Source organism: Kitasatospora cheerisanensis KCTC 2395, from assembly GCF_000696185.1.
Lineage (GTDB): Bacteria > Actinomycetota > Actinomycetes > Streptomycetales > Streptomycetaceae > Kitasatospora > Kitasatospora cheerisanensis.
Genome location: NZ_KK853997.1, coordinates 6,677,245 through 6,701,396 on the forward strand (window position 1 = coordinate 6,677,245; position 24,152 = coordinate 6,701,396).

The following is a 24,152-nucleotide window of genomic DNA, read 5'->3' on the forward strand; positions in this document are numbered from 1 at the left end:
GCCTGCTGCTCGCCGCCGTGCCGGTGCTGGCCGCGCTCACCGCCGCCCCGGCCCGGCGGCGGGGCGGCGCGGGCGGGCGCTGCCGGTGGAGGGCTGATGATCCGTCAGTCGCCGATGAACCACAGGTAGCTGCCGGGCGTTGCCGCGCAGGCCGTCAGCCGGTCCGCCACGTCCCGTACGGCGGCGGCCTGCGACTCGTGGACGCACCGCTCCAGCAGGCCCGGGATCTCGCGCAGCGGCCTCCACCTCCTGCTCGTTGAACAGGGTGTCACCGTACGGGTCCACCAGCCGGAGCCGGCCGGGCGGAGTGCAGTTCGAGCTCAATTCCCATGGGGCTCACTGTCGTTCCGTTCGGTGAGCGGTGCGCTGTGCCAGCGTTCGAAGGTGCGGCGCGGGTGCCCGGGCAGTGCGGCCCGGCCGGTGGCCCAGAGCAGGGTGGGCCACCGGCCGGTGTCCGCGGGCGCCTCGGGGAACAGCCGGGCCAGCGCCCGGTCGCACAGCGCGGCGGGCGGGTTCCAGGGCAGGCCGAGGCCGGCCGCCGCGTCGTGGGTGTGCACCAGGGTCTCCACCACGCCCATCGCGGCGAAGCCCTCCGGGTCGGACACCCCGTACGAGTGGAACGCGCGGACCCGCGGGCCGGCCGTGCGGACCGTCGCGGCGAGCAGTCCGCCGCCGGCGTCCAGCGCCCGCAGCAGGCCGGCCGGGCCGGCGGCGCGGTCGACGTGCAGCACGGTCGCCGGCCCCTCCGGGCGGTCCCGCTGCCAGCGGTACGGCAGGTAGCCGTCCAACGGGGGCCGGGCGGGCGCGAGTTGGGTCGCGTAGCCGACCAGCGCGTCGGCGGCGTGCTCCAGCGTCTCCCAGCAGTCCCACGCCAGCTCCCCGGCCGGGACGGACCAGTCGGCCGCGTGCGCGCCCGCCAGCGTTCCGATTGCTGCCCGCACCGCCAGTTCGACGTCCGCCGCGGTGACGGCGGCCCGGGCCGCCGTTCCGCTCCCGCCCGCCGTGTGCTCCTGTGCCATGCGCCGACCCTAACCGGGCCGGCCTGCCGCAGGCGGTCAGGGGCGGAGGTCCGCGTACACGGTCTTGCCGTACGGATCCCGGTCGGCGCCCCAGCTCGCGGCGAGGCTGCGGACCAGGGTGAGGCCGCGGTGGCTCTCGTCGTCCGGACCGGCCTCCACGAGGACCGGCAACTCGCGGGAACCGTCCCGTACTTGGATCCGGACCGTGCCGTCCGCGCGGTGCCGGACGCCGACCAGCATGAGGGTGGTGCAGCCGGTCTTCAGTGCGTTGGAGACCAGTTCGGTGACGATCAGCTCGGCCGCGTCAACGAGCTGCGGCAGTTGCCACTCCCGCAGTTTGGCGCGCACCAGGCGGCGGGCGGAGCGCGCCGACTCGGGCCGGTAGCGGAGCACCGCGGTCTCGGGCCCCGGCAGTTCCGCGCCGGGGACGGGGGCGATCTCGGTCGCCGTCACGCCGGGTCCCGGTGGTGCGGGCGGGTCGGGTCGGAGCGGTGCATGGCAGGCCTCCGTTGATCGGATGGAGGTGGACGCGGCGGCCCGCTCGGAACCGGCCGCCGGCGGCCGGGCGATCCGGGCTGCTCACACACCGTGGCGGGTCGGCAATGAATCTGCAACGGCATCGGCGTCGAATCACCCCGAGGGTGTGAACTGGCACATGCCGCGGCGATCGGATGGCGTGGCGCGGCGAACTGATGACGTGTCAGACTGCGCTCGTCCGCACGGACGGTGAACGCATGCATCCGGGAGGTAAGCGCGTGGTGGCACGGCCGAGGCCGACGACACGGCGGATCGAACTCGGGCACGAGCTCCGGATCCTGCGCCGACGGGCGGGCCTGACCCTGGAAGAGGCCGTCAAGGGACTGCCGTTCAGCGAGACCAAGCTCCAGCGGGTCGAGACCGGACTGCAGGACCTGCGGAACGCCGGCGACCTGCGCAAGCTGCTGGCCCGCTACGGCATCGACGACGAGGAGGCGGTCGACAAGCTGGTGGAGATCCAGCGCACCGCCTCGCGCCAGGACTGGTGGACGCCGTACATGGTGGCGCCGATGGCCCCGGCGATGCCGCGCTTCCTCGGCGTGGAGTCCTCCGCCCAGGCCATACGGGCCTTCCACCCCACCTGCGTCCTCGGCCTGTTCCAGACCGAGGCGTACGCGCGGGCCCTGCACGAGAGCGCCAAGCCGATCGAGGAGTTCACCACCGAGTTCATCGACACCGCCGTCGCCATCCGGATGGCGCGCAAGGAGCGGCTGGTGAGCGCGGACGACCCGGTCAAGCTCTGGGCCATCCTGTACGAGCCCGCGCTCCGCTACATCGTCGGCGACGAGAGGGTCATGCGCGACCAGTACGAGGAGATCGCCCGGCTGGCGAGCCTCGACAACGTCACCGTGCAGATCCTGCCGCAGTCCGTCCGCGGCTACCTCTCGCTCAGCGACTTCACGCTCCTGGACCTCGGCGCCTCCCTCCCCGCCGCCGTCCAGGTGGACTTCGCGGGGGCCAGCATGTCCCTCACGGACAAGCCCCGCGAAATCGGCCGGTTCACCAGGATGTTCGAAGCGCTGACCCGCTCGGCCCTCCCGTCCGAGGCGACACCGGAGTTCCTGCAACAACTCACCCGAGGAATCAGTACATGACCACGCACATCGCGGCCACCGAACTCGTGGGCGCCGGCTGGAAGAAGTCGTCGTACAGCGGCGGCGGCAACAACTGCGTCGAGCACGCCGACCTCACCGGCACCGCCTTCGACGCCATCGCCATCCGCGACTCGAAGGACCCCGCCGGGCCGGCCCTGCTCGTCAGCCGCGAAGCATTCGGCCGCCTGGTGGCCTTCGCCGCGAGCTTCGACGTCTGACCGGCCCAGGGCCCGTCTTCAAACCCCCGCCTGCCCCACGACGCCCGGCACGCACTCTCGCCGCACCGGGCGAAAGACCAAGTACATCCAGTACGAGGTCTTCCACCCGGCACGCCGAGAGCACGCACCGGACGCCGCGGGCCTGCGACGCGGGTTTGAAGACGGGCCCTAGGGCCGCCTCCCCGGCAACCGCCGGCGGGAGGCGGCCCTTCCCGTGCCCCGGCCCCGTCTCCGCTGACGTTCCGTTATTCGTCGAGCTCAGCAGGCGTGGCATGATTCCCGGGTGGCTCCCCTGACAGGCTCCGAGTACTTCCCGCCCGCCGACCGCGACGCCCTCGCCGCACTGGTCGCCGACGCCCGCGCGGGGCGGGGCGGGGCCGCGGTCGTCCGCGGGGAGGCCGGCATCGGCAAGACCACGCTGCTGCGCCACGTCACCGACGGCCTGCCGGACGTCCGCCTGCTCCGGGTCAACGGGGCCGAGTTCGAGGCGGAGTTCGCCTACGCCGCGGTGCACCAGCTCACCCGCCCGCTGCACGACCGGATCGAACGGCTGCCCGCCACGCAGCGGGACGACCTGTCGGTGGCCCTCGGCCTCCGCGACGGCGGGACGCCCAGCCGCTTCGCGGTCGGCCTCGCCCTGCTCGGACTGCTCGCGGACGCCGCGGCCGAGCGGCCCGTGGTGTGCGTGGTGGACGACGCGCAGTGGCTGGACCGGGCGTCGGCACAGGTGTTGGCCTTCGTGGCCCGGCGGGTCGTGGACGACCCGGTCGCCCTGGTGTTCGGGCTGCGCGACCCGCACGCCGTCGCCGAACTCGCCGGCCTCACCGAGCTGACGCTCTCCAGGCTGCCGGACCGGACGGCGCGTCAACTGCTCGCCGCCGGCCTCCCCGGGCCCCTGGACGAGCAGGTCCGCGAACGGATCCTCGCCGAGGCGCGCGGCAACCCGCTGGCGCTGCTGGAACTGCCGCGCCGGCTCGGCCCCGCCGGTCTGGCCGGCGGCTTCGGGCTGCCGACCCCGGTCTCGCCCGCCAACCGCATCGAGCAGAGCTACCAGGAACGGGCCGCCCGGCTCTCCCCGGGCGCCCGGACCCTGCTGCTCGTCGCCGCCGCCGAACCGCTGGGCGACCCGGCCCTGCTGTGGCGTGCCGCCGACCTGCTGGGCGTCGGGCCGGACGCCGGACCGGAGGCCGAGACCTCCGAACTGATCGAGCTGGGCGGCCAGTCCAGGTTCCGGCACCCGCTGGTGCGGTCGGCCGTGTACACCGCCGCGTCACCGGCCGAGCGCCGCCGCGTGCACGGGGCGCTCGCCGAGGCCACCGACCCGGTGACCGCGCCCGACCGGCGCTCCTGGCACCGCGCGCAGGCCGCCTCCCGCCCGGACGCCGACGTCGCCGCCGACCTGCTGCGCTCCGCCGAACGCGCCCGCCGCAGGGGAGGGGCCGCCGCCGAGGCCGCGTTCCTCGAACAGGCCGCGGCCCTCACCGCCGACCCGAGGCTGCGCGCGGAGCGCAGCCTCGCCGCCGCCCGCGCCGCCCTCGAAGCCGGCTCGTTCGAGAACGCGGTCGCCCTGGTGGAGGCGGCCGAACGCGGACCGATCGACACCGCGGGCCGGGTGGAGGCCGAACTCCTGCGCGGCCGGGCCGCGTTCTTCCGCGACGGCGCCGCCGACGCGGTCGGCCACCTGATCCGGGCCGCCGAGCTCGACCCCGGCCGGGCCCGGCTCCACCTGCTGGACGCCCTGCAGGCCGGCTTGGTCGTCGGCCGCGCCTCGCTCGCCGCCCGGGACGCGCTCGCCGCCGCCCGCCGGGCGCCCGCCGCGGCCGGCGAACCGACCACCGCCGACCACCTGCTGGACGCCCTGGTCGGCTACCTCGACGGCGAACTCGCCGCGATACCCCGGTTGTTGGCGCTGATGTCGGACGTCGACGACCCGCACCTGGCGCGCCGGCTCTCGCTCACCGCCCTGCTGGCCGTCGAACTGTGGGACATCGCCCTCGAAGACCGGCTCGCCACCCGGGCCGTCGACGCGGCGCGCGCCGACGGGGCGTTGATGATCCTCCCCGTCGGGCTGTGGATGCGGGCGATGGCAGCCGTCCAGCGCGGCGACCTGCTCGGCGCCTCGGCCCTGAACAGCGAGGCCGACGGCATCGCCGAGGTGACCGGCGTCCCCCCGCACTGGTACGGCCGGCTGTTCGCCGCCGCGCTGCGCGGAGCACCCGCCGAGGCCGGGCCGCTCTTCGACCGGGTGCTGGCCGAGTCGCACGCCCGCCGCAAGGGCATGCTGACGGCCACCACCCATGCGGCGGCGGCGTTCTGCGCCAACGGCCTGGCCGACCACCGCGCCGCCCTCGGGTCGGCCCGACTGGCGCTCGCGGAGGGCGACCTGTCGACCTCCAGCCTCGCCCTGCCCGAACTGGTGGAGGCCGCCGTCCGCTGCGGGGAGGACGGCCTCGCCCGCGAGGCGTTCGCCCGGCTGTCCGAGCACGCGTCAGCAGCGGGCACCGACTGGGCACTCGGCGTGCGCGCCACCCTCGCCGCGCTGCTGTCCGACCGGCCGGAGGCGCTGCACGCCGAGGCCGTGACCAGGCTGGACGCCGCCGGCACCCGGGTCTGGCACGGCCGCGCCCTGCTGCACCGGGGCGCGTGGCTGCGCCGCGACGGCCGCCGCCAGGAGGCTCGCGAGGCACTGCGCGCCGCCCACGAACTGTTCACCGCCATGGGCGCGGAGGGCTTCGCCGAACGCGCCCGGGCCGAACTGGCCGCCACCGGCGAACAGCCCCGGCCGCCGGCCGCGCTCGGCGCCGTGGAGCTGCTGACCGGTCAGGAACTGAACATCGCCCGGCTGGTGGCCACCGGCGCCACCTCCCGCGAGGTCGCCGACCGCCTGTTCCTCAGCCCCCGCACCATCGACGCCCACCTGCGCAGCGTGTTCAAGAAGCTCGACATCACCTCCCGCCGCCAACTCCCCGACGCCCTCGGCCGCACCGCCTAGGCTAGTCACCCGCCGAGGGCGGCGGCCGATTAGGCAGTCGCCTAGGCAGGTTTCACCGAAGAGGGCGCGGGCCCCGCCGGACGAGACTCGTCCCCATGAAGAACCCGCCCGCGGACATCGACCGGGCCGCCCCCGTCCTCGTCCGCCGTGAACTGCCGATCAGGGCCCGGGCCGCCGCCGTCTGGGAGTTACTGACCTACGTGCCCGACTGGCCGTCCTGGCAGCCGGACATCTCCGAGGCCCGCGCACTGACCCCGCTCACCCCGGGCGCGGTGTTCCACTGGCGGACGGCCGGACTGGACATCACCTCCACTGTGTACGCGGTGGACCCGCCCCGGCTGATCCGCTGGGGCGGCCCCTCGCACGGCATCACCGCCGTCCACCAGTGGACGCTCACCCCCTCGCAGGGGGCGACCCTGGTCACCACCGAGCAGTCCTGGGACGGCAGTCCGGCCCGGGACGACCCCGCCCGCGTCGGGCAGGCGCTCGACCAGTCGCTGCTCCAGTGGCTCCTTCACCTCAAGTCCGCCGCCGAACGCGCCCCGCGCTGAGACCGGCCGTGCGGATCCCCCTCCCACGCACGGAGTCCCGCCATGCGCAGAACCTCCCCCGGCACCCACCTCGCGGTGCTGGCCGCCGCCCAGTTCACCGTCATGCTCGCCACCTCGATCGTGAACGTCGCGCTGCCGCAGATCCGCGACGGCGTCGGGCTGTCCGGCGACGCCACCACCTGGGTGGTCAACGCCTACGGCCTGGCGTTCGGCGCGCTGCTCCTTGCGGGCGGCCGGGCGGCCGATCTGCTGGGCCGCAGACGGGTGTTGACGGTCGGTCTGGGGACGTTCGGGGCGGCCTCGGCCGCCGCCGGACTGGCCGCCTCGCCCGCCGTCCTGGTCACCGCCCGGATCGTCCAGGGCATCGGCGCGGCGGCCGTCGCCCCGGCCGCGCTGGCGCTGGCGGTGGGCCTCCACCCGCCGGGCGCGGCCCGCGGCCGGGTGCTCGCGGTGTGGGGCGCGGTCTCCGGCGCCGGCGGCGCGGCGGGGGTGCTCCTCGGCGGGCTGCTGACCCGGGCCGGGGGCTGGCCGTGGATCTTCCACACGGTGGCGGCCGGCACCCTCGCGGTCCTGGTGGCGACGCTCCTCCTCGTCCCGCCGGCCGCGCGCGGGGCGGCGGCCGGGTTCGACCTGGCCGGCACCGCCACCAGCGCGCTCGCCCTGACCGCCCTGGTGTGGGCACTGACCACGGCCCGCGGCCACGGCTGGAGCGACGCCCGGGTGCTGGCCGCGTTCGCCGCCGCCGCGGCCCTCGGGGCGGTCTTCCTACGGGTCGAGCGGCGGGCCGCGTCCCCGCTGGTGCCGCCGCGGCTGTTCGCCGGCGGGACGGTGGCCGCCGGGAACCTGCTGATGGGCCTGTTCGGTTCGGTGTGGATCGCCCTGTTCTACTTCCTGCCGCTCTACCAGCAGCAGGTCCTCGGCGAGGATCCGCTGACCACCGGCATCGGCCAACTCCCGCTCGCCGCAGCCAACATGCTCGGCGCGGTGCTCGCCCCGGCGCTGGTGCGCCGGGTCGGCGGCCGGGCGGCGCTGGTCGGGGCCCTGCTGGTCGAGGCGGCCGGAATGCTCTGGCTGTCGCGGATCGGCGCCGGCGGCGGCTACCTCGCCGACGTGCTCGGCCCCAGCATCCTGGTCGGACTCGGCCTCAGCGTCGCGTTCGTCCGGCTGACCGCGCTCTCGGTGTCCGGCGTCACCGGCGCGGACGCCGGCCTGGCGGGCGGCCTGGTCAACACCACCCGGCAGGTCGGCGGCGCGGTCGGGCTGGCCGTGCTGGCCACCGTCGCGGGCACCGTCACCTCCCACGCCGGCGCCCACCAGGCGCAGTCGGCGGCGCTGACCGCCGGCTACCGCACCGCGTTCGCGCTGTCCGCGGCCGTCCTGCTCGCCACCGCCGCGCTCGCCGCCCTGCTGCTCCGCCGCGGCCGGGCCGGAGCCCGGGACACCGACCCGCGGCCCGCACGTCCTGAAGACCTTTCCCGTACCGAAGACCTGTCCCTTACCGACTGAGAGGAACCACCGCCATGCGCACCATCGACGAGAACGCTCCCGTCGTCGTCCGCCTGTCCACCGAGATCGACGCCCCGCTGGAGACCGTCTGGGCGCTGCACACCGCCATCGGCGACTGGCCGGTCTGGAACACCGACGTCGACCAGGCCCGGCTGGACGGCCCGCTCGCCGAGGGCGCCTCGTTCACCTGGCGCACCCACGGGCTGGACATCACCTCCACCGTCCAGGAACTCGTGCCCGGGGCCCGGATCGTCTGGGGCGGCCCCGCCAACGGCATCGACGGCATCCACGTGTGGACCTTCGAGCGGAGCGGCGGGCGGGTGACCGTCCGCACCGAGGAGTCCTGGAGCGGCGAGGCCGTCACGGCCGCCGCCGACCAGCTCGGCGAAGCCCTGCGCGGCTCCCTGGAGGACTGGCTGCGCTGCCTCAAGAACCGCGCCGAAAAGTGAGCCTGACGGTCCGCCAGTTTCCGAGTCCCGAACCCCGAGAGGAGCCCCGACCATGACCGCCAAGCCGTTCCTGACCGGCCACTACGAGCCCGTCGCCGACGAGCTGACCGCCACCGAACTCACCGTCGACGGCGCGCTGCCACCGGAGTTGACCGGCCGGCTGATCCGCAACAGCCACAACCCGAAGCCCGGCGTCACCCCCACCCACTGGTTCAAGGGCAGCGGCATGGTGCACGGCATCCGGCTGCGCGACGGCCGCGCCGAGTGGTACCGCAACCGCTGGGTGCGCACCCCCGCCCTCGACGGCGCGCCCTACCTGACCGAGCACGGCCCGGACCTCACGGCCTCCACCGCCGGCACCCACGTCATCGAGCACGCGGGCCGCCTGCTCGCCCTGTGCGAGGCCAACTTCCCGTTCGAACTCACCGCGGACCTCGACACCGTCGGCGCCTACGACTTCGACGGCAAGCTGCGCAGCGCGATGACGGCCCACCCGAAGACCGACCCCGTCACCGGCGAGCTGCACTTCTTCGGCTCCTCGCCCTTCCCGCCGTACCTCGTCCACCACGTCGCCGACGCGGACGGGCAGCTCGTCCACAGCGCCGAGGTCCCCGGCGCCACCGCCTCGCTCAAGCACGACTTCGCGATCACCCGGAACCACGTGGTGTTCGTCGAGGGCACCGTCACCTTCGACCCCGCCGAGCACTCCGGCATCCCGTACTCCTGGCAGGACGCGCAGCCCGCCCGGATCGGCGTCATGCCGCGCGGCCCGCAGGGCGCCGAGGCGATCCGCTGGTACCCGATCGAACCGGGCAACATGCTGCACGTCGCCAACGCCTACGAGGACGCCGCCGGCCGCATCGTGCTGGAGGGCCCGACCGTCGACCGCGAGGGCTTCCGGCTCTCCTGGAACTGGTGGGTCGGCGCCCCCGGCCGCGGCAGCGAGCCCAACACCCGCTCCTACAACCGCCGCTGGACGGTGGACCCGGCGACCGGCCGGGTCGACGAGCGGGTGATCGACGACCTCGCCACCGAATTCCCCACCCTCAACGAGGACTTCCTCGGCGTCGAGCACCGCTACCAGTACGCGATCTCCTTCCCCGACCAGCACGGCTACGGCGGCTACGGGATCGTCAAGTACGACCGCAGCACCGGCGAACGCCGCATCCACCAGGCCGGCGATGCCCGGCTGCCCTCCGAGGCGGTGTTCGTCCCGGCCGCCGGCGCCACCCGCGAGGACGACGGCTACCTGCTCACCGTGGTCTCCGACCTCAAGCAGGACGCCTCCCAACTCCTCGTCCTGGACGCCTCCGGCCTCGACCGGATCGCCACCGTCCACCTGCCCCGACGAGTCACCGGCGGCATCCACGGCTCCTGGATCCCCGACAGCGACCTGCGATGACGCACCCCACCCCGCCACGAAAGGCCACCGCCTTGCCCATCCACAGTGCGGCGAAGACCGCCGTCCTCACCGCCGCCGTCCTCCTCGGCGCCTCCGGCACCGCCTCCGCCCTCGACGCCACCCCGACCACCGGCCGGCCCGCAGCGGCGTCCGCGAAGCACACCGCGGACGTGCGGATCGACGAGAGCGCGCCGGTCGTCACCCGCACCGAGATCCTCATCCACGCCCCGCTGCACACCATCTGGGCCATCCAGACCGACGTCGAGAACTGGCCCGCCTGGCAGCCGAACGTGGAGAGCGTCCGCAAGGACACCCCCGGCAGCCTGCGCCCCGGCTCGGCGTTCCGCTGGAGCACCGAGGGCCTGGACATCACCTCCACCGTCCGGCAGGTCGAACCCGGCCGCCGGCTCGTCTGGGGCGGCCCCGCCCAGGGCATCACCGCCGTCCACGTCTGGACCTTCACCCCCACCCGGGACGGCGTCCTGGTCCACACCGAGGAGTCCTGGAGCGGAGAACCCGTCACCGCCGACCGGGAGTTCCTGCAGGCAGCCCTCGACAACTCCCTGCACAACTGGGTCGCCAACCTCAAGCGGCAGGCCGAGGCGCAGTCCGCGCACTGAGACCCCCGGGCCCCCGTCCGCACCTGACGTGCCGTCAGATGCGGACGGGGGCCCGCATCTTGTCCGGACAAGGTCCCGGCCCGGGGCGGTCTTCCCTATGCTGAACAGCCGGGGGTGAGTATGCATACCATCATCGTGGTACCGCCAGGGAGACCGGATTCGCAGGAACACCTCACACTGGCGACAGGAGAGCGGCTCGTCTTCGGCCGCAGCCCCGCCGACGCACCGGGGCGGCACCAGCGCCTGACCATCGAACACGACGGGGTGTCCCGGATCGCCGGGGAGATCCTGGCCCAGGGCACCTTCTGGACCCTCAGCAACCTGAACCGCGACCGGACCTACGTGGTGGAGAACCCCGAAGGCGGCGGCGAGCACATCAAGGTCGCGCCCGGCCGGCTCGACGCACCCGTGCCGTTCGAGTTCGCGCGCATCGTGCTGCCCGCCGCGGGCGACCTGCTCAGCTTCGACGTCTGGGCGCCCCGGCACGACTACCTCGGCGCCGACCCGCGGATCCCCGAAGGCGCCACCACCGCCGCCGCGTTCGCGCTCGACCGCACCAAACGCTACTTCGCCGTCCTGGTCGCCCTCTGCGAACCCCGGCTGCGCGACGCCCCGGCCCACGCGCCACTGCCCACCGCCGACGAACTCGTCGAACGGCTGCGGCCCGGGTGGCCCGCCGCCAGCCGCTCCACCGTGCAGTGGAACATCAACTACCTCGCGGTCAAACTGCGCCTGGCCCCGGCCTGGCCCTGCCCGGAGCCGGGCGCCCGGCGCAACGGCATGAAGGAGTCCCTGGTGTCGCTCGCCCTGCGCTTCGACGTCGTCCGCGAGGACGACCTCGCGCTCCTCGGCCCCGCCGTCGGCGCCGCCCGGTGAGCCACCCCGACGAACAGCCCTACGCCGTGCCCGTCCCCGCCGGCTACCGCCTCGGCCCCTGGGCCGTCGGCACCCCGCTCGGCGCCGGCGGCTTCGGCAGCGTCTACACCGCCCGGCGCGAGGACGACGGCCAACCGGCCGACGCCGCACTGAAGTTCCTGCCCACCGGCACCCAGACACCCCGCCGGCTGCGGCACCTGCGCGAACTCGCCGAACGCGAGATCGACCTGCTGAGCCGGGTCCGCGCACCCCGGCTGATCCGCCTGCACGAGGTCCGCACCGTCGACGACCCGTCACGGCCCGAACTCGACGGCGCCACCGTCCTCGTCCTCGACCGCGCCGAGAGCTCGCTGCAGGACCTGCTGAACGGCTCGCCCCGGCCCGGCCGCGGCCCCGAACTGCTCGTCGAGATCTGCGAAGGGCTGCACCAGCTCCACCGGGCGGGCTGGCTGCACGGCGACCTCAAACCGGCCAACGTGCTGCTGATGGACGACGGTTCGGCCCGGCTCGCCGACTTCAACCTGGCCGCCGAACTCGAAGGCACGCACGCCTACTCGCCGATGTTCTCCACCCCCGACTACACGCCGCCGGAGACCATCTGGGGCGACGTCGCCGAACGCGGCCAGCGGATCCGCCCCACCACCGACATCTGGGCCTTCGGCGTCCTCGCCCACCTGGTCCTCACCGGCACCCTGCCGCTGCCCGGCGCCACGCCCGCCGCCCGCCGCGACGCCACCGTCCGCTACGCCCGCGGCACCGAACCGCTACGGCTCTCGCCCGAACTCCCGCCCGACTGGCGGCAGATCATCACCGACTGCCTCGCCCCGACCCACCAGGAACGCGCCCCGCACGACGCCGCCTCGCTGCTGCCCCGGGTCCGCGCCGCCGCCGAGGGCGCCGCCGCACCCCGAGCGCCGCGCGCCGCCCGCCCGCTGCGCCGCGCCCTGATCGCCCTCGCCTGCGCCGGCGCCCTCGCCGCGGCCGGCCTCGGCCTGCACGCCGCGAGCTCGAAACACCCCGCGACGACCGGCAGTTCACCCCGCAGCGCCCCCGTCGCGCTGGTCGGCTACGACCGCTGCCTGAAGGGCAACGTCTGCTTCTTCACCGAGCCCGACGGCAACGGCCGGATGTGCTCCTGGGAGGGCGACGAGACCGACTGGCTCGGCGGCGCCTCCCGCTGCAGCTGGGCCGACCAGCAGGTGCCCCGCTCGGTCTTCAACAACGGGATCGGCCCCGAGGCCGGCGAGCCGCGCGTCAGCCTCGTCTACTACGCCGGCGAGAAGCTCCAGGACCGCATCGACTGCCTCCCCCGCGACACCCGCCAGAACATCGACCTCGCCCGCTCCCCCCGCTCCCACGTCTGGACCGAGCACTGCTGACACCCCCGCCCGATCCTCCACCCCCACCCCGACCCGAACAACCTGTCACTTCACAGGAGCGGCAGGGGCCCGAGGCCGTGCACTCTGCGGGGCAGGCAAATCGACAGAGGGGGAAAGCACATGAAGATCCGTTCCCGTTTCGCCACTCTGGGGGCGCTGGGCATGGTGGCCGGCTCGATGCTCTTCAGCGCCGCACCGGCGCAGGCCTTCGGGTCGCTGCAGGTGCGCTACGCGATCGTCGACACCTCGAACTGCCGGGGCCTGGAGGGCAGCCTCTCGGTCGTGAACCAGGCAGCCGGCTGCTTCCTCGACGACTCCGCCGACGACACCTTCTTCAAGAAGGAGGCCGGGGGCGTGGCGGTCAAGATCGAGCTCCGCGACGGCAGCGGGCTGGTCGCGAAGGCCGAGTTCCACCCGCTCGGCGACGAGCTCTGGGTCTACGACACGCGCAACGACGGCGACAGCATCTACGTGACGCTCCAGTGGGGCGACAGCCTGGAGGGGCCGGTGAGCCCTCCCGGTACGGGCACCGAGGTCGAGTACACGAAGGAGGCTCACGGCTGGATCCCCGAGGGAGCTGCGGTGACGCTCAGGGTCTACGACAACCTGGACCAGTACGGCACCCCGTACACGCAGATCGGTGGGAACTACACGGGCAGGGCCTGAGCCCCGGCGGCTCAGCCCGGTCGGCTCCACACGCTCGGGTGACACTCCGTCATGTTCGTGTCGGCGGGGTGTCACCCGAGGGCGGTCGTACATTGAGCGGATGATCGTCGACAACGGGGCGGGTCCTTCGCGGCCCGCGCGGTACGGGTGGGGGCCGTCGGGGCGGCAGTTGGCCGCGCGGGGGGAGTGGCGGGAGCTGCTGGAACGTTTCCGCCTGGCGAAGGCGCTGGACGATCCGCTGGCCGGTCCGCTCGGGCACCTGGTGGCGTACGGCGCGCCCGCCGCGATCGCGGGCGGGCTGTTCGACCCGGCCGGCGGGCCCGGTGCGGCGGCGACGGTGCGTGACCACGACGCGGGGCCGCTGTGGGAGGTGCTCGCCACCCGGCACCCGTGGCCGGTGCTCGCCGCGCTGCCGCTGCCGCCCGGGATCCGCCGCCTGGCCGCGCACACCCGGGCCCTGCTCGGCGAGGACCCGCCGGGGGAGGGGGTGGCGCTGCGCCCGTGGGAGGAGGTCGGGTGGGAGCGCGACGCCCGGGTCCGCGAGTACCTGCCGGGCGGCGGCGCGCGGCGCACCCTGCACCTCGCGCCGTCCACCCGGGAGGGCCTCGGAGTGCTCGAACTTCCGTCCCCCGGGGCCCGGTTGATCGGCGTCCCGGCGACGCTGCTGCTCGCCGGACTGTCCGACTGGACGTTCGCCGTGTGCGTGCGCGGCCGCGCCGCCGACGCCGCCGCGCAGCTCGCCGCCGGGCCGGACGTCACCGGCGGGCAGCTGCCGTTCGCCGCGCTGTACCCGGCGCTGGTGCACCTCGCGTCCGCCCGGCCCGACCGCGGCGCGGCGCACGGGCGGATCGCCGTCCGGCAGGTGCTCGCGGCGATGGACGGCGCCGGCGGCGAGGACCCGGCCCGCCTGGACGCGCTGGTGGCCCGTCTGCACTGCCTGGCCTGGACCGAGCCCGGCGACGACCTGCGCCACCTGCACCTCGCCCTGGAGGACCCGGCCACCGGCCTCGCCTGGGCGCTGTCCGGCACCACCGCCGACCCGGCCTGAGCGGCCGGCGGAAACGCGCCGCCCCCGCAGGCGCCCGGCGGGACCGGGACGCCGACGGGGCGGCGGGACGACGAGCCGTCAGGCGGCGGTGGTGGCGGCCGGGGCCTGCGCCTGGGCGGGCAGCTCGGCGTGCTCGGCCGCGCTCGTGCTCTCGTCGTACGGCAGGGCGCCCGCCAGGACGGCGGTCATCCGCTCCCGGTCGAGCTCGCCCGTCCAGTGGCCGATCAGCACCGTCGCGGCGGCGTTGCCCGCGAAGTTGGTGAGCGCGCGGGCCTCCGACATGAAGCGGTCGATGCCGACGATCAGGCCGACGCCGTCGACCAGCGCGGGCTTGTGCGACTGGAGGCCGCCGGCCAGCGTGGCCAGGCCGGCGCCGGTGACGCCCGCCGCGCCCTTCGAGGCGATCACCATGAACAGCAGCAGGGAGAGCTGCTCGCCGATCGACATCGGCTTGTCCATCGCCTCGGAGATGAAGATCGACGCCATGGTGAGGTAGATCGCGGTGCCGTCCAGGTTGAAGCTGTAGCCGGTCGGCACGGTGATGCCGACGACCGGGCGGCTCACCCCGAGGTGCTCCATCTTCGAGATCAGCCGGGGCAGCGCGCTCTCGGAGGAGGAGGTGGACAGGATCAGCAGGAACTCCCGGCCCAGGTACTTCAGCAGGGCGAAGACGTTCACCCCGGCGACCAGGCGCAGCAGCAGGCCGAGCACCACGACCACGAACAGCACGCAGGTCACGTAGAAGCCGATCATGATCACGGCCAGGCTCTTCAGCGCGGCCGTGCCGGTCGCGCCGACCACCGCCGCCATCGCGCCGAACGCGCCGATCGGCGCCACCCACATGATCATCGACATCACGCGGAACACCAGCTTCTGCAGGTGCTCCACGCCGCGCAGGACGGGCGCGCCCGCTGCACCCATGCCCTGCAGCGCGAAGCCGACCAGCAGCGCCACCAGCAGGGTTTGCAGCACCTGACCCTGCGTCAGCGCCGACACCAGCGTGGTCGGGATGATCCCGAGCAGGAAGTCGGTGGTGGACGCGGCGCCCGCCGCGGCCTGCGCATGTCCGGACTTCGCCAGCGCCGAGGTCAGGTGCAGCCCGCTGCCCGGCTCCAGCAGGTTGCCCACCAGCAGGCCGATGCCGAGCGCGACCGTCGAGGTCAGCAGGAAGTAGCCGAGCGCCAGACCGCCGACCCGGCCGACCTTCGCCGCCTTGGTGACCGATCCCACACCCAGCACGATGGTGCAGAAGATCACCGGGGAGATCATCATCTTGATCAGGTTGACGAAGCCGGTGCCGACCGGCTTCAACTCCACCGCGAACTTCGGCGCGGCCAGACCCACCACGATGGCCGCGACCACCGCGACGATCACCGCCAGGTACAGGAAGTGGGTGCGGTCCGATCTCTTCGTCGGCTTCGCGTTCGTGGTGGGGGTCATCCGCGCGGCTCCTTCGCCGTAGGCTCGTTCTGTCGCGCCGCCGGGGGGAGTCGACGCGACCGGCCCGTGGGTGGCGGGCCGCGCACGACTATCCGGGCCGCCGTGAGCCACGTCACGATTGCGGTCATAGAGTTCACGGCACACCCCCGCACCCGCCACCACCGCCCCGCCAAGGGGCACACTGGTCGGCATGCACCCGACCAGCCCGACCACCGGCCCCGCCCGCCCCCGGCGGCGACGCAGCCTGGCCGGACGGCTGTTCGCCGTACAGGTCGTCATCGTCGGGGCCGTGGTCGCCGGCGGCTCCGTCCTCGCCTACCTGTTCACCGCGGGCCGCGCCGAGGACACCGCCCGCCACCAGGTCACCGCCGTCGCACTCTCCCTCGCCGACGCGCCCACCGTCCGCGAGGCCGCCGCCGCGGCCGACCCCAGCGCCGTCCTGCAGCCCTACGCGCAGCAGGTCCGCACCGACACCGGGGTGGACTTCGTCACCGTCATGGACCCGCAGGGCACCCGCTGGACCCACCCGGACCCGGCCCAGATCGGCCGCCCCTTCCTCGGCCACATCGACCAGGCCCAGCAGGGCCGCCTCCAGCAGGAGACCTACACCGGCACCCTCGGCCCCTCCGTGCGCGTGGTCGCCCCCGTCTTCGACGACGGCCACCACGTGGTCGCCCTGGTCAGCGCCGGCATCACCGTCGACAACATCTCCGCCCGGCTGCGCACCCCGCTGCTCGCCCTGGTCGGCATCGCCGGCGGCGCCCTCGTCCTCGGCGCCACCGCCAGCTACCTGCTCGCCGCCCGGCTGCGCCGCCACACCCACGGCATGGACGCCGGGGAACTCGCCCACCTGTACGACTACCACCAGGCGACGCTGCACTCGGTCCGCGAGGGGCTGGTGCTGCTGGACCGCGATCACCGCGTCCTGCTGTGCAACGACGCCGCCCGCGAACTGCTCCAACTCGAAGACCCGATACGGGAACTGACGGTCCGCCAGCTACGCCTGCCGAACTCGCTCACCCGCGCGCTGGAGTCCGCCGAGCCGGTCCGCGACGAGGTGCACCTGACCGCCGAGCGCGTGCTGCTGCTCAACACCTCCCCGGTCGGGCCCGGCCTCGGCACCGTGGTCACCCTCCGGGACCACACCGAACTCCAGGGTCTCACCGGCGAGTTGGACACCGTCAAGGGCATCGCCTCGGCGCTGGACGCGCAGGCCCACGAAGCCGCCAACCGGCTGCACGCCGTGGTCTCGCTGATCGAACTCGGCCGCCACCGCGAGGCCGTGGAGTTCGCCACCGCCGAACTCGCCCTCGCCCAGCGGCTCACCGACCAGGTCGTCGGCGCCGTCGGCGAACCCGTGCTCGCCGCACTGCTGCTCGGCAAGGCCGCCCAGGCCGCCGAACGCGGCGTCGAACTCCACCTCACCGAGGACAGCCGGATCGACGACGGCGTGCTGCCCGACCGGCTCACCCCGCGTGACCTGGTCACCCTGCTCGGCAACCTGATCGACAACGCGGTGGACGCCGCCATCGAGAACGCCGCCCTGGCCGCCCCCGAGGTCCGCGTCACCGCCCGCACCGAGGACGGCCACCTGCTGCTCCGGGTCGCCGACACCGGCACCGGCGTCGACCCCGCCGCCGCCGACGAGGTCTTCCGCCGCGGCTGGACCACCAAGCAGCACGGCCGCGGCCTCGGCCTCGCCCTGGTCGCCCAGACCGCCCGCCGCAACGGCGGCGAGGTCCACCTCGGCGACCCCGGCTTCCACGACGGCGGCGCGGTGCTCACCGTCCGACTCCCGCTCCAGCGCCCGGCGGTGGACGCATGACCGGCCCGCGGAGACCCGACCCCCGGCAGGACAGCCAGGAGGTGGACGCGTGAACGGCAGACCCGAGGACCGGCCGATCCGGGTGCTGGTGGTCGAGGACGATCCGGTCGCCGCCGACGCCCACGCCCGGTACGTCGCCCGCGCCCCCGGCTTCGCCGTGACCGCGACCGCGCACTCCCGCGCCGAAGCGTTCCGCGCGCTGGAACGGGCCCGGGAGGCCGGCAGCCCCGTCGAGCTGATCCTGCTCGACCTCTACCTGCCCGACGGCCACGGCCTGCACCTGTGCGCCGCACTGCGCGCCGCCGGGCACGCCGCCGACATCATCGCCGTCACCTCCGCGCGCGACCTCGCCACCGTCCGGCAGGCCGTCACCGCCGGCGTCGTCCAGTACCTGCTGAAACCCTTCGGCGCCGCCGCCCTCGGCGACCGCCTGGGCCAGTACGCCCGCTACCGGGCCAGCCTCGGCCGGGACGGCGAGGCCCTCGGCCAGGACGAGGTCGACCGGGCGCTCGCCCTGCTGCGCGGCACCGACCGCAGCAGCCTCCCCAAGGGCCTGAGCGCCGCCACCCTGGACACCCTCGCCGCGGCGCTGCGCACCGCCCCCGACGGGCTCTCCGCCGGCGCCGCCGCCGAGGCCACCGGCGTCTCCCGGATCACCGCCCGCCGCTACCTGGAACACCTGGTCACCACCGGCCACGCCACCCGCGAACCCCGCTACGGCCAGGTCGGACGGCCCGAGCTCGGCTACCGCTGGAAGGCGGACTGACGGCCCGTCAGGCGGGTCCGGCCGCTCAGGCGCGCTCGGCGAGCACCAGGTAGCGGGTCGGCTCGTCGGTGTAGGAAAGCGGTTTCCAGCCGGCCTCGGCGAGCAGCGGGAAGAGCCGCTCGCGGGCCCGCAGGTCGTCCGGGGTGATCGGCCGGCCGTGCCGGGCGGCGAGCGCGGCGCGGCCCAGCGGGTGGTACAGGGCGAGCCGGCCGCCGGGCCGGGTGACGCGGGCCAGTTCGCGCAGGCCCGTGCCGGGGCCCGGCAGGTGGGAGATCAGACCGGCCCCGAAGACCAGGTCGGCGATCGCGTCGGGCAGCGGGAGCCGGGTGCAGTCGGCCTCCACCAGGGCGGCGTCGGCGCGGTGCGCGGACGCCCGGTCGAGCATCTCCGGCGTGAGGTCGACGCCGAGCACGGTGCCGGACGGCCCGACGGCGGCGCGCAGCAGCGGCAGCGCCCGGCCGGTGCCGCAGCCCGCGTCGATGACGAACCGGCCCTCCGTCAGCCCGGTGTCGGCGATCGCGGCGGCGTAACGCGGGCTGTCGTCCGGGAACTTGCTGTCCCAGCGGGCGGCGCGCTCGGCGAAGAAGGCACGGGTGTCGGCGAGTTCGCGCGCGTGGGCGCCGGCCGGGCCGGGCGCGTCGGCGCCGGTTGGCCCGGCGGGCTTCGGAGTCTCCATGGCGGCAGGGTACTTGGGCGGTGGCCGTGACCCGGGGGCGGCCGCGCTCGTTGATGGGGGCGGGCGCGAAGGGCGGCGCGCGCTCACTCGGACGGGTGATCAAAGGGCCTGGTGGCGGCGGCCGTCGAGCGCGCGAGAGTAAAGTTAGCCTTACCTAACTTTCCAAGGGAGTTCCGCTGTGACCCTCACCGTCGGCACCTCCGCCGCGCCCGCCGGCGACGCGATCCTGCGCCGCCAGCGCATCCGCGAGTCGGCCGCCCGCACCTACGCCCGGTCGTTCCCGATCGTCCCGGTGCGCGCGAACGGCATGACCGTGGAGGGCGCCGACGGCCGCCGCTACCTGGACTGCCTCTCCGGCGCCGGCACCCTCGCCCTCGGCCACAACCACCCGGTGGTGCTCCAGGCGATCCGCCGCACCCTGGACAGCGGCGCCCCGCTCCACCTGCTCGACCTCGCCACCGCCGAGAAGGACGACTTCACCACCGCGCTGTTCGAGAGCCTCCCCGAGAGCTTCGCCGCCAAGGCCCGGATCCACTTCTGCGGCCCGGCCGGCACCGACGCCGTCGAAGCCGCCCTCAAACTCATGCAGACCGCCACCGGCCGCCGCGGCGCGCTCGCCTTCACCGGCGCCTACCACGGCATGACCGCCGGCGCGCTCGCCGTCACCGGCAACACCGCCGTCAAGGCCCCGCTGCCCAGCGCCGCCGAGGTCACCCGGCTCCCGTACCCCTACTCCTACCGCTGCCCGTTCGGCATCGGCGGCGAACGCGGCGCGGACCTCGCCGCCGCCTACACCGAGCGCCTCCTCGACGACCCGTCAGGAGGCGTGCTCCCGGCCGCCGCGATGATCCTCGAACCCGTCCAGGGCGAGGGCGGCGTCGTCCCCGCCCCGGACGGCTGGCTGCGCGAGATGCGCCGGATCACCGCCGAACGCGGCATCCCGCTGATCGTCGACGAGGTGCAGACCGGCGTCGGCCGCACCGGCCGGATGTGGGCCGTCGAGCACAGCGGCATCGAACCCGACGCGATGGTGCTCTCCAAGGCCATCGGCGGCAGCCTCCCGCTCGCCGTCATCGTCTACCGCGAGGAGTACGACGGCTGGCGGCCCGGCGCCCACACCGGCACCTTCCGCGGCAACACCCTCGCCATGGCCGCCGGCGCCGCGACGCTGCGCCACATCGCCGCCAACGGGCTGGTCGCCCGCGCCGAGGCCGTCGGCGCCCGGATCGCCGCCCGGCTCGACGGCGCCCGCGACCGCCTCCCGGTGATCGGCGACGTCCGCGGCCGCGGCCTGATGCTCGGCGTCGAACTCGTCGACCCCGCCGGCGAACCCGACAGCTGCGGCGCCCGCCCCGCCGACCCCGGCCTCGCCGTCCGGGTCCGCGAAGCCTGCCTCGCCCGCGGCCTGATCGTCGAACTCGGCGGCCGCCACGACGCCGTCCTGCGGCTGCTCCCGCCGCTCACCATCACCGACGAGCAGGCCGACGCCGTCCTCGAACGGCTTTGCGAGGCCGTCGAGTTCGCGATGCGGGAGACCCCGAGCGCCTGAGCGGCACCCGAGCAGACGTCAAAACAGCTTCTGCGAACGACAGTTGGGAGTGGTTGAAGAAGTGAGTGGGTTAACCGAACTCTCCGGCGGCGTGGCCGGCCCCGAGGCGCTGCGGCCGCTGGTCGCCCAGACCCTGGCGGCCCTGACCGCCGGGGCGGTACGGCGCGGCGGCCCGGTGATCGCCGGAGAGCCGGAGGCGGTCACGGAGGCGGTACGGGCGGCCCTCGCCGACGCCCAGGGCCCCGGCGCGCTCGGCCAGTTGGTGGAACTGCTGGCGCACGGCGCCGCCGACCCGGCGGACCCGGCCTGCGCCGCGCACCTGCACTGCCCGCCGCTGGCCGTTGCGGTCGCCGCCGACCTCGCGGTCAGCGCCCTCAACCCGTCCCAGGACTCCTGGGACCAGGCCCCGCCGCCACCGCCCTGGAGAGCGAACTCCTCGCCGAACTCGCCCGCACCGTCGGCTTCCGGCCCGAACGTGCGGCCGGCGTGCTCACCACCGGCGGCACCGAGTCCAACCTGATGGGCCTGATGCTCGCCCGCGACCAACGACTCGGCCCCGACGTCGAGTTGAACGGCATCCCGCACAACGTCCGCCCCCGGATCCTGGCCTCCGAGACCGCCCACTTCTCCGTCCAGCGCGCCGCCGCGCTGCTCGGCCTCGGCGAACGCGCCGTCCGCGCCGTCCCCGTCGACCGCCAACTCCGCATGGAACCCGAAGCGTTGGCCGACGCCTTCGCCGAGGCCGGCTGGGAGGGCGCCACCCCGATCGCCGTCGTCGCCACCGCCGGCACCACCGACACCGGAGCCGTCGACCCGCTGCACGACATCGCCGACCTCGCCGCCCGGCACGGCACCTGGCTCCACGTCGACGCCGCCTACGGCGGCGGCGCGCTCTTCTCCGACCGGCTCGCCCCACTGCTCGACGGCATCGACCGGGCCGACTCGGTCTCCCTCGACTGGCACAAACTCGGCTGGCAGCCCGCCGCCGCCGGCGTCTTCCTGGTCCGCGACGCCCGCACCTACGCCTCCCTCGCCCGCCGCGCCGTCTACCTCAACCCGGCCGACGACGAGGACGCCGGCTACCCCAGCCTGCTCGGCCAGTCCCTGCGCACCACCCGCCGCCCCGACGCCTTCAAACTCGCCGTCACCCTCCGCGCGCTGGGCCGCGACGGCCTCGGCGAACTGGTCGACCGCTGCCACCAGCTCGCCCTGCGGGCCGCCGAACTCGTCCGCACCACACCCGAATTGGAACTGCACTGCGACCCGGTGCTGACCACCGTGGTGTTCCGGTACGCGACGGGCGACAGCGACCACGTCAACGCCGAACTGCGCCGCCGCCTGCTGCGCACCGGCCGGGCCGTGGTCGGCCGCACCGAGCTCCCCGGCACCGGGCCCGGCCGGGTCCGGCTGAAGCTGACGCTGCTCAACCCGCACACCACCGAACGGGAAGTGGAATCGCTGCTGGCGGCGGTGGTCGAGAGCGGCCGGGCGGTGGCCGGGAACTGGCGGAGCGTCAGACTCCCTTGAGCAGGAGCTCCCTGAGGGTCTCCCACTGCTCGGGGTCGGAGGCCACCAGCAGGCCGTCGGTGCCGCCGGGAGGCTCGGGCAGGTACGGCGAGCCGTCGAAGCGGGCGGAGCGGCCGCCGGACTCGGTGATCAGCAGCGAACCGGGGGCATGGTCCCACGGGAGGGTTCGCCAGTACAGCAGGAAGTCGCGCTCGCCGGTGGCGACCAGCGGGTACTCGATGCCCGCCGCCCCGCGGCCCGGGTCGAGCGGGCCGAGCGCGCGGGCGTTGGCGAGCAGGTGGTGGCTCATGGGGGGAGCGAAGTAACGGGTCTTCAGAATGCCGGTCCAGGACTCCGGGGGAGTGGTGACCTTCTCGTGCGCCAGCCGCTCCCCGTTCCGCCACGCCCCCGCACCGAGCTCCGCGGTGTACGCGGTGCCGGTGCACGGCTGCCAGATCCACGCGGCGACGGCCTGCCCCTTGCGCACCAGCGAGGCCATCACCGCGTACGTGGGCTGCCCCGCGACGAAGTTCCGGGTGCCGTCGACCGGATCGACCAGCCAGGCGGCGGGCTCGTCCACCAGCGCGCGGGCAAGATCGGGGTCGGCGGCCACGGCCTCCTCACCGACGACGGGCACGGGCAGCAGGTCGCGCAGGCGGCGGGTGATGATCCGCTCGGCGTCGCGGTCCGCGACGGTGACGATCTCGCCCGGGGCCTTCTCCATCACCTCACCCGCGGCCAGCGCCCGGAACCGGGGCTCGACCGCCTCCGCCGACGCCTCCACGAGGATCTCGGTGACCTTCTCCATCAACACGCCCGGGCTCCCTTCGCCGCCCTCCACTCTCCCATGCCCGGGTGTGACGGGTGGTGCGCAGGTGGCTGGTGAGACGAGAACGGTGCCTGCGGCGGTCGGAAGGGGGCGGGGTGGTTGGTGAGATGAGGACGATGCCTGCGGCGGCGGGAGGGGCGAAGGGGGAGGTGTGTGACGGGTGGTGCGCGGGTGGCTGGTGGGGCGAGAAGGGTGCCTGCGGCGGTCGGAAGGGGGCGGGGTGGTTGGTGAGACGGGGACGATGCCTGTGGCGGCGGGCGCTCGCCGCCGGAGGCGTTATTCGGTGGCGAGGCGGTCGTACTCGGCGCGGACGCGGCGGTCCATGGCGAGGGCGAACTGGGCGTCGTTGACGGCTCGGGCGAGGGGGCGGATGCGGTGGATGCGGTCGGTGAGGCGGGCGGCTTCGGCGGGGTGAGGTCCTGGACGTGGGTGAGGGCGCCGAGCAGGCGGTCGCGGATGAGGGCGACGAAGACGTCCGCCATCGCGTCGGCGTACTCGCTGGCGTGGCGGCTGACTTCGAGCACGGCGGCGAGCGGCACGCCCTCGTCGACCAGGGCGACGGTGGCGTCCATCAGGCGGCGGCTGATGTGCGTGATGCCGTCGGCGTCGACCGTGATGTAGCCCTGGGCGAGGGACTCCGCGGTGTTGGCCTCGGTCAACTGCTCGCCGAACGCGGCGCGCAGCTCGTCCCAGCTCAGGTGGACGGGCGTCTCGTCGGACCAGGGGGCGACCAGCGCGGCCTGAAGGCCGATCAGTTCGGCGACGTCGCGCCCGTCCTCGCCGGCCCCGATCAGTTCGGCGATGCCGCCCAGCGCGTGGCCGCGGTCCAGGAGTTCGGCGATCAGGCGCAGCCGGGCGAGGTGCTCGGGGCCGTACCAGGCGATCCGGCCGGCCTTGCGGGGCGGCGGGAGCAGGCGGCGTTCGCGGTAGAAGCGGACGGTGCGCACGCTGATGCCGGCCGCCTCGGCGAGTTCGGCGATGCGGTACTCGCGCGGGGGTTCGCGGTCCTTCTCGATCTCCGCCACGCCGGTCAGCATAGGGCCGGCGGGGCGGGGGCGGACATACGCGGAACCGATGGCGTCGGCGCTATTCCACTCGGTGTCAATAAGGGCTACTCTGCCCAACGCGCCAGTGATTACTGGCAACGTCCAGGGCTCCACCAGCAGACCGCTGCGCCACCCGCGCACCACCCCGCGCCACCCGC

At 74.7% G+C, this 24,152-nt stretch carries 22 protein-coding genes and 1 pseudogene; 16 read left to right on the forward strand and 7 right to left on the reverse strand.

Annotation, left to right across the window (positions count from 1 at the left end):
- Window positions 1-104: 104 nt before the first annotated feature.
- The 3 genes from KCH_RS42840 to KCH_RS30005 are packed head-to-tail and all read right to left on the reverse strand — an operon-like array spanning window position 105 to window position 1,472.
- Window positions 105-272, reverse strand: a complete 168-nt coding sequence (locus tag KCH_RS42840; RefSeq protein ID WP_167573923.1) for a hypothetical protein — start codon at window positions 270-272, stop codon at window positions 105-107.
- A gap of 48 nt (window positions 273-320) precedes the next feature.
- On the reverse strand, window positions 321-1,019 hold the full coding sequence (locus KCH_RS30000; RefSeq protein WP_035868120.1) for a hypothetical protein: 699 nt from the start codon (window positions 1,017-1,019) through the stop codon (window positions 321-323).
- A 36-nt stretch (window positions 1,020-1,055) separates the two neighbouring features.
- Entirely contained in the window at window positions 1,056-1,472 is a 417-nt protein-coding gene (locus tag KCH_RS30005) for an ATP-binding protein (protein ID WP_051653603.1), read from the reverse strand.
- A 305-nt stretch (window positions 1,473-1,777) separates the two neighbouring features.
- On the opposite strand from KCH_RS30005, the gene KCH_RS30010 reads away from it, so the two are divergent.
- The 12 genes from KCH_RS30010 (at window position 1,778) to KCH_RS30065 (ending at window position 14,357) form a co-directional block, all read left to right on the forward strand.
- Window positions 1,778-2,650 carry a helix-turn-helix domain-containing protein gene (locus KCH_RS30010; protein WP_341865433.1) on the forward strand — a complete coding sequence of 291 codons (873 nt, stop codon included), beginning with the start codon at window positions 1,778-1,780 and terminating at the stop codon, window positions 2,648-2,650.
- Window positions 2,647-2,868, forward strand: a complete 222-nt coding sequence (locus KCH_RS30015) for a DUF397 domain-containing protein (protein WP_035868125.1) — start codon at window positions 2,647-2,649, stop codon at window positions 2,866-2,868. Before KCH_RS30010 ends, KCH_RS30015 begins: the two co-directional genes overlap by 4 nt.
- Before the next feature lie 283 nt (window positions 2,869-3,151).
- Window positions 3,152-5,860: an AAA family ATPase gene (locus tag KCH_RS30020; protein WP_051653604.1), complete on the forward strand. Its 2,709-nt coding sequence runs from the start codon at window positions 3,152-3,154 to the stop codon at window positions 5,858-5,860.
- Between the two features lie 95 nt (window positions 5,861-5,955).
- The gene (locus tag KCH_RS30025; protein WP_035868126.1) at window positions 5,956-6,411 is read left to right on the forward strand and encodes an SRPBCC family protein; all 456 of its coding nucleotides are present in this window, start codon (window positions 5,956-5,958) and stop codon (window positions 6,409-6,411) included.
- Between the two features lie 42 nt (window positions 6,412-6,453).
- Window positions 6,454-7,917 carry an MFS transporter gene (locus tag KCH_RS30030; protein WP_035868129.1) on the forward strand — a complete coding sequence of 488 codons (1,464 nt, stop codon included), beginning with the start codon at window positions 6,454-6,456 and terminating at the stop codon, window positions 7,915-7,917.
- A gap of 14 nt (window positions 7,918-7,931) precedes the next feature.
- Window positions 7,932-8,366 (forward strand): SRPBCC family protein, encoded by a 435-nt coding sequence (locus KCH_RS30035; RefSeq protein ID WP_035868130.1) that lies wholly within the window; start codon window positions 7,932-7,934, stop codon window positions 8,364-8,366.
- A gap of 52 nt (window positions 8,367-8,418) precedes the next feature.
- A complete protein-coding gene (locus KCH_RS30040; protein ID WP_035868132.1) occupies window positions 8,419-9,768 on the forward strand; it encodes a carotenoid oxygenase family protein in 1,350 nt (449 codons plus the stop codon).
- A 32-nt stretch (window positions 9,769-9,800) separates the two neighbouring features.
- On the forward strand, window positions 9,801-10,388 hold the full coding sequence (locus tag KCH_RS30045; protein WP_051653605.1) for an SRPBCC family protein: 588 nt from the start codon (window positions 9,801-9,803) through the stop codon (window positions 10,386-10,388).
- Between the two features lie 120 nt (window positions 10,389-10,508).
- Window positions 10,509-11,264: a hypothetical protein gene (locus tag KCH_RS45225; protein ID WP_035868134.1), complete on the forward strand. Its 756-nt coding sequence runs from the start codon at window positions 10,509-10,511 to the stop codon at window positions 11,262-11,264.
- Window positions 11,261-12,643 (forward strand): serine/threonine-protein kinase, encoded by a 1,383-nt coding sequence (locus KCH_RS30055; RefSeq protein ID WP_035868137.1) that lies wholly within the window; start codon window positions 11,261-11,263, stop codon window positions 12,641-12,643. Before KCH_RS45225 ends, KCH_RS30055 begins: the two co-directional genes overlap by 4 nt.
- A gap of 120 nt (window positions 12,644-12,763) precedes the next feature.
- A complete protein-coding gene (locus KCH_RS30060) occupies window positions 12,764-13,309 on the forward strand; it encodes a hypothetical protein (protein ID WP_051653606.1) in 546 nt (181 codons plus the stop codon).
- A gap of 100 nt (window positions 13,310-13,409) precedes the next feature.
- A complete protein-coding gene (locus tag KCH_RS30065; RefSeq protein WP_157032253.1) occupies window positions 13,410-14,357 on the forward strand; it encodes a hypothetical protein in 948 nt (315 codons plus the stop codon).
- 78 nt (window positions 14,358-14,435) lie between these two features.
- On the opposite strand, the gene KCH_RS30070 is transcribed toward KCH_RS30065, so the two are convergent.
- Complete coding sequence (locus tag KCH_RS30070; protein ID WP_035868141.1) at window positions 14,436-15,797, reverse strand: cation:dicarboxylate symporter family transporter; 1,362 nt, start codon at window positions 15,795-15,797, stop codon at window positions 14,436-14,438.
- Between the two features lie 190 nt (window positions 15,798-15,987).
- On the opposite strand from KCH_RS30070, the gene KCH_RS30075 reads away from it, so the two are divergent.
- Together KCH_RS30075 and KCH_RS30080 are read left to right on the forward strand one after the other, a co-directional pair.
- Window positions 15,988-17,622: an ATP-binding protein gene (locus KCH_RS30075; protein ID WP_051653607.1), complete on the forward strand. Its 1,635-nt coding sequence runs from the start codon at window positions 15,988-15,990 to the stop codon at window positions 17,620-17,622.
- 49 nt (window positions 17,623-17,671) lie between these two features.
- Window positions 17,672-18,388, forward strand: a complete 717-nt coding sequence (locus tag KCH_RS30080; RefSeq protein ID WP_244305486.1) for a response regulator — start codon at window positions 17,672-17,674, stop codon at window positions 18,386-18,388.
- 25 nt (window positions 18,389-18,413) lie between these two features.
- On the opposite strand, the gene KCH_RS30085 is transcribed toward KCH_RS30080, so the two are convergent.
- Window positions 18,414-19,064 (reverse strand): class I SAM-dependent DNA methyltransferase, encoded by a 651-nt coding sequence (locus KCH_RS30085; RefSeq protein WP_051653608.1) that lies wholly within the window; start codon window positions 19,062-19,064, stop codon window positions 18,414-18,416.
- 178 nt (window positions 19,065-19,242) lie between these two features.
- Between KCH_RS30085 and KCH_RS30090 the strand changes: the two genes are divergently transcribed.
- Together KCH_RS30090 and KCH_RS30095 are read left to right on the forward strand one after the other, a co-directional pair.
- Window positions 19,243-20,613, forward strand: a complete 1,371-nt coding sequence (locus KCH_RS30090) for a diaminobutyrate--2-oxoglutarate transaminase family protein (RefSeq protein WP_035868144.1) — start codon at window positions 19,243-19,245, stop codon at window positions 20,611-20,613.
- A 61-nt stretch (window positions 20,614-20,674) separates the two neighbouring features.
- Window positions 20,675-22,140 (forward strand): annotated as a pseudogene (locus tag KCH_RS30095) (pyridoxal phosphate-dependent decarboxylase family protein).
- On the opposite strand, the gene KCH_RS30100 reads toward KCH_RS30095, so the two are convergent.
- Together KCH_RS30100 and KCH_RS30105 are read right to left on the reverse strand one after the other, a co-directional pair.
- Window positions 22,127-22,927: an inositol monophosphatase family protein gene (locus KCH_RS30100; protein ID WP_035868146.1), complete on the reverse strand. Its 801-nt coding sequence runs from the start codon at window positions 22,925-22,927 to the stop codon at window positions 22,127-22,129. The pseudogene KCH_RS30095 and the gene KCH_RS30100 overlap by 14 nt on opposite strands.
- The gene (locus tag KCH_RS30105) at window positions 22,927-23,973 is read right to left on the reverse strand and encodes a MerR family transcriptional regulator (protein WP_341865434.1); all 1,047 of its coding nucleotides are present in this window, start codon (window positions 23,971-23,973) and stop codon (window positions 22,927-22,929) included. The genes KCH_RS30100 and KCH_RS30105 overlap by 1 nt, the downstream gene beginning before the upstream one ends.
- Window positions 23,974-24,152: the final 179 nt, after the last annotated feature.

Coding starts and splice junctions, on each gene's coding strand:
- KCH_RS30040 (WP_035868132.1), top strand. CDS start 8,419: ATGACCGCCAAGCCGTTCCTGACCGGCCACTACGAGCCCGTCGCCGAC.
- KCH_RS30015 (WP_035868125.1), top strand. CDS start 2,647: ATGACCACGCACATCGCGGCCACCGAACTCGTGGGCGCCGGCTGGAAG.
- KCH_RS30025 (WP_035868126.1), top strand. CDS start 5,956: ATGAAGAACCCGCCCGCGGACATCGACCGGGCCGCCCCCGTCCTCGTC.
- KCH_RS30075 (WP_051653607.1), top strand. CDS start 15,988: ATGCACCCGACCAGCCCGACCACCGGCCCCGCCCGCCCCCGGCGGCGA.
- KCH_RS30085 (WP_051653608.1), bottom strand. CDS start 19,064: ATGGAGACTCCGAAGCCCGCCGGGCCAACCGGCGCCGACGCGCCCGGC.
- KCH_RS30030 (WP_035868129.1), top strand. CDS start 6,454: ATGCGCAGAACCTCCCCCGGCACCCACCTCGCGGTGCTGGCCGCCGCC.
- KCH_RS30100 (WP_035868146.1), bottom strand. CDS start 22,927: ATGGAGAAGGTCACCGAGATCCTCGTGGAGGCGTCGGCGGAGGCGGTC.
- KCH_RS30035 (WP_035868130.1), top strand. CDS start 7,932: ATGCGCACCATCGACGAGAACGCTCCCGTCGTCGTCCGCCTGTCCACC.
- KCH_RS30000 (WP_035868120.1), bottom strand. CDS start 1,019: ATGGCACAGGAGCACACGGCGGGCGGGAGCGGAACGGCGGCCCGGGCC.
- KCH_RS30070 (WP_035868141.1), bottom strand. CDS start 15,797: ATGACCCCCACCACGAACGCGAAGCCGACGAAGAGATCGGACCGCACC.
- KCH_RS45225 (WP_035868134.1), top strand. CDS start 10,509: ATGCATACCATCATCGTGGTACCGCCAGGGAGACCGGATTCGCAGGAA.
- KCH_RS30060 (WP_051653606.1), top strand. CDS start 12,764: ATGAAGATCCGTTCCCGTTTCGCCACTCTGGGGGCGCTGGGCATGGTG.
- KCH_RS30065 (WP_157032253.1), top strand. CDS start 13,410: ATGATCGTCGACAACGGGGCGGGTCCTTCGCGGCCCGCGCGGTACGGG.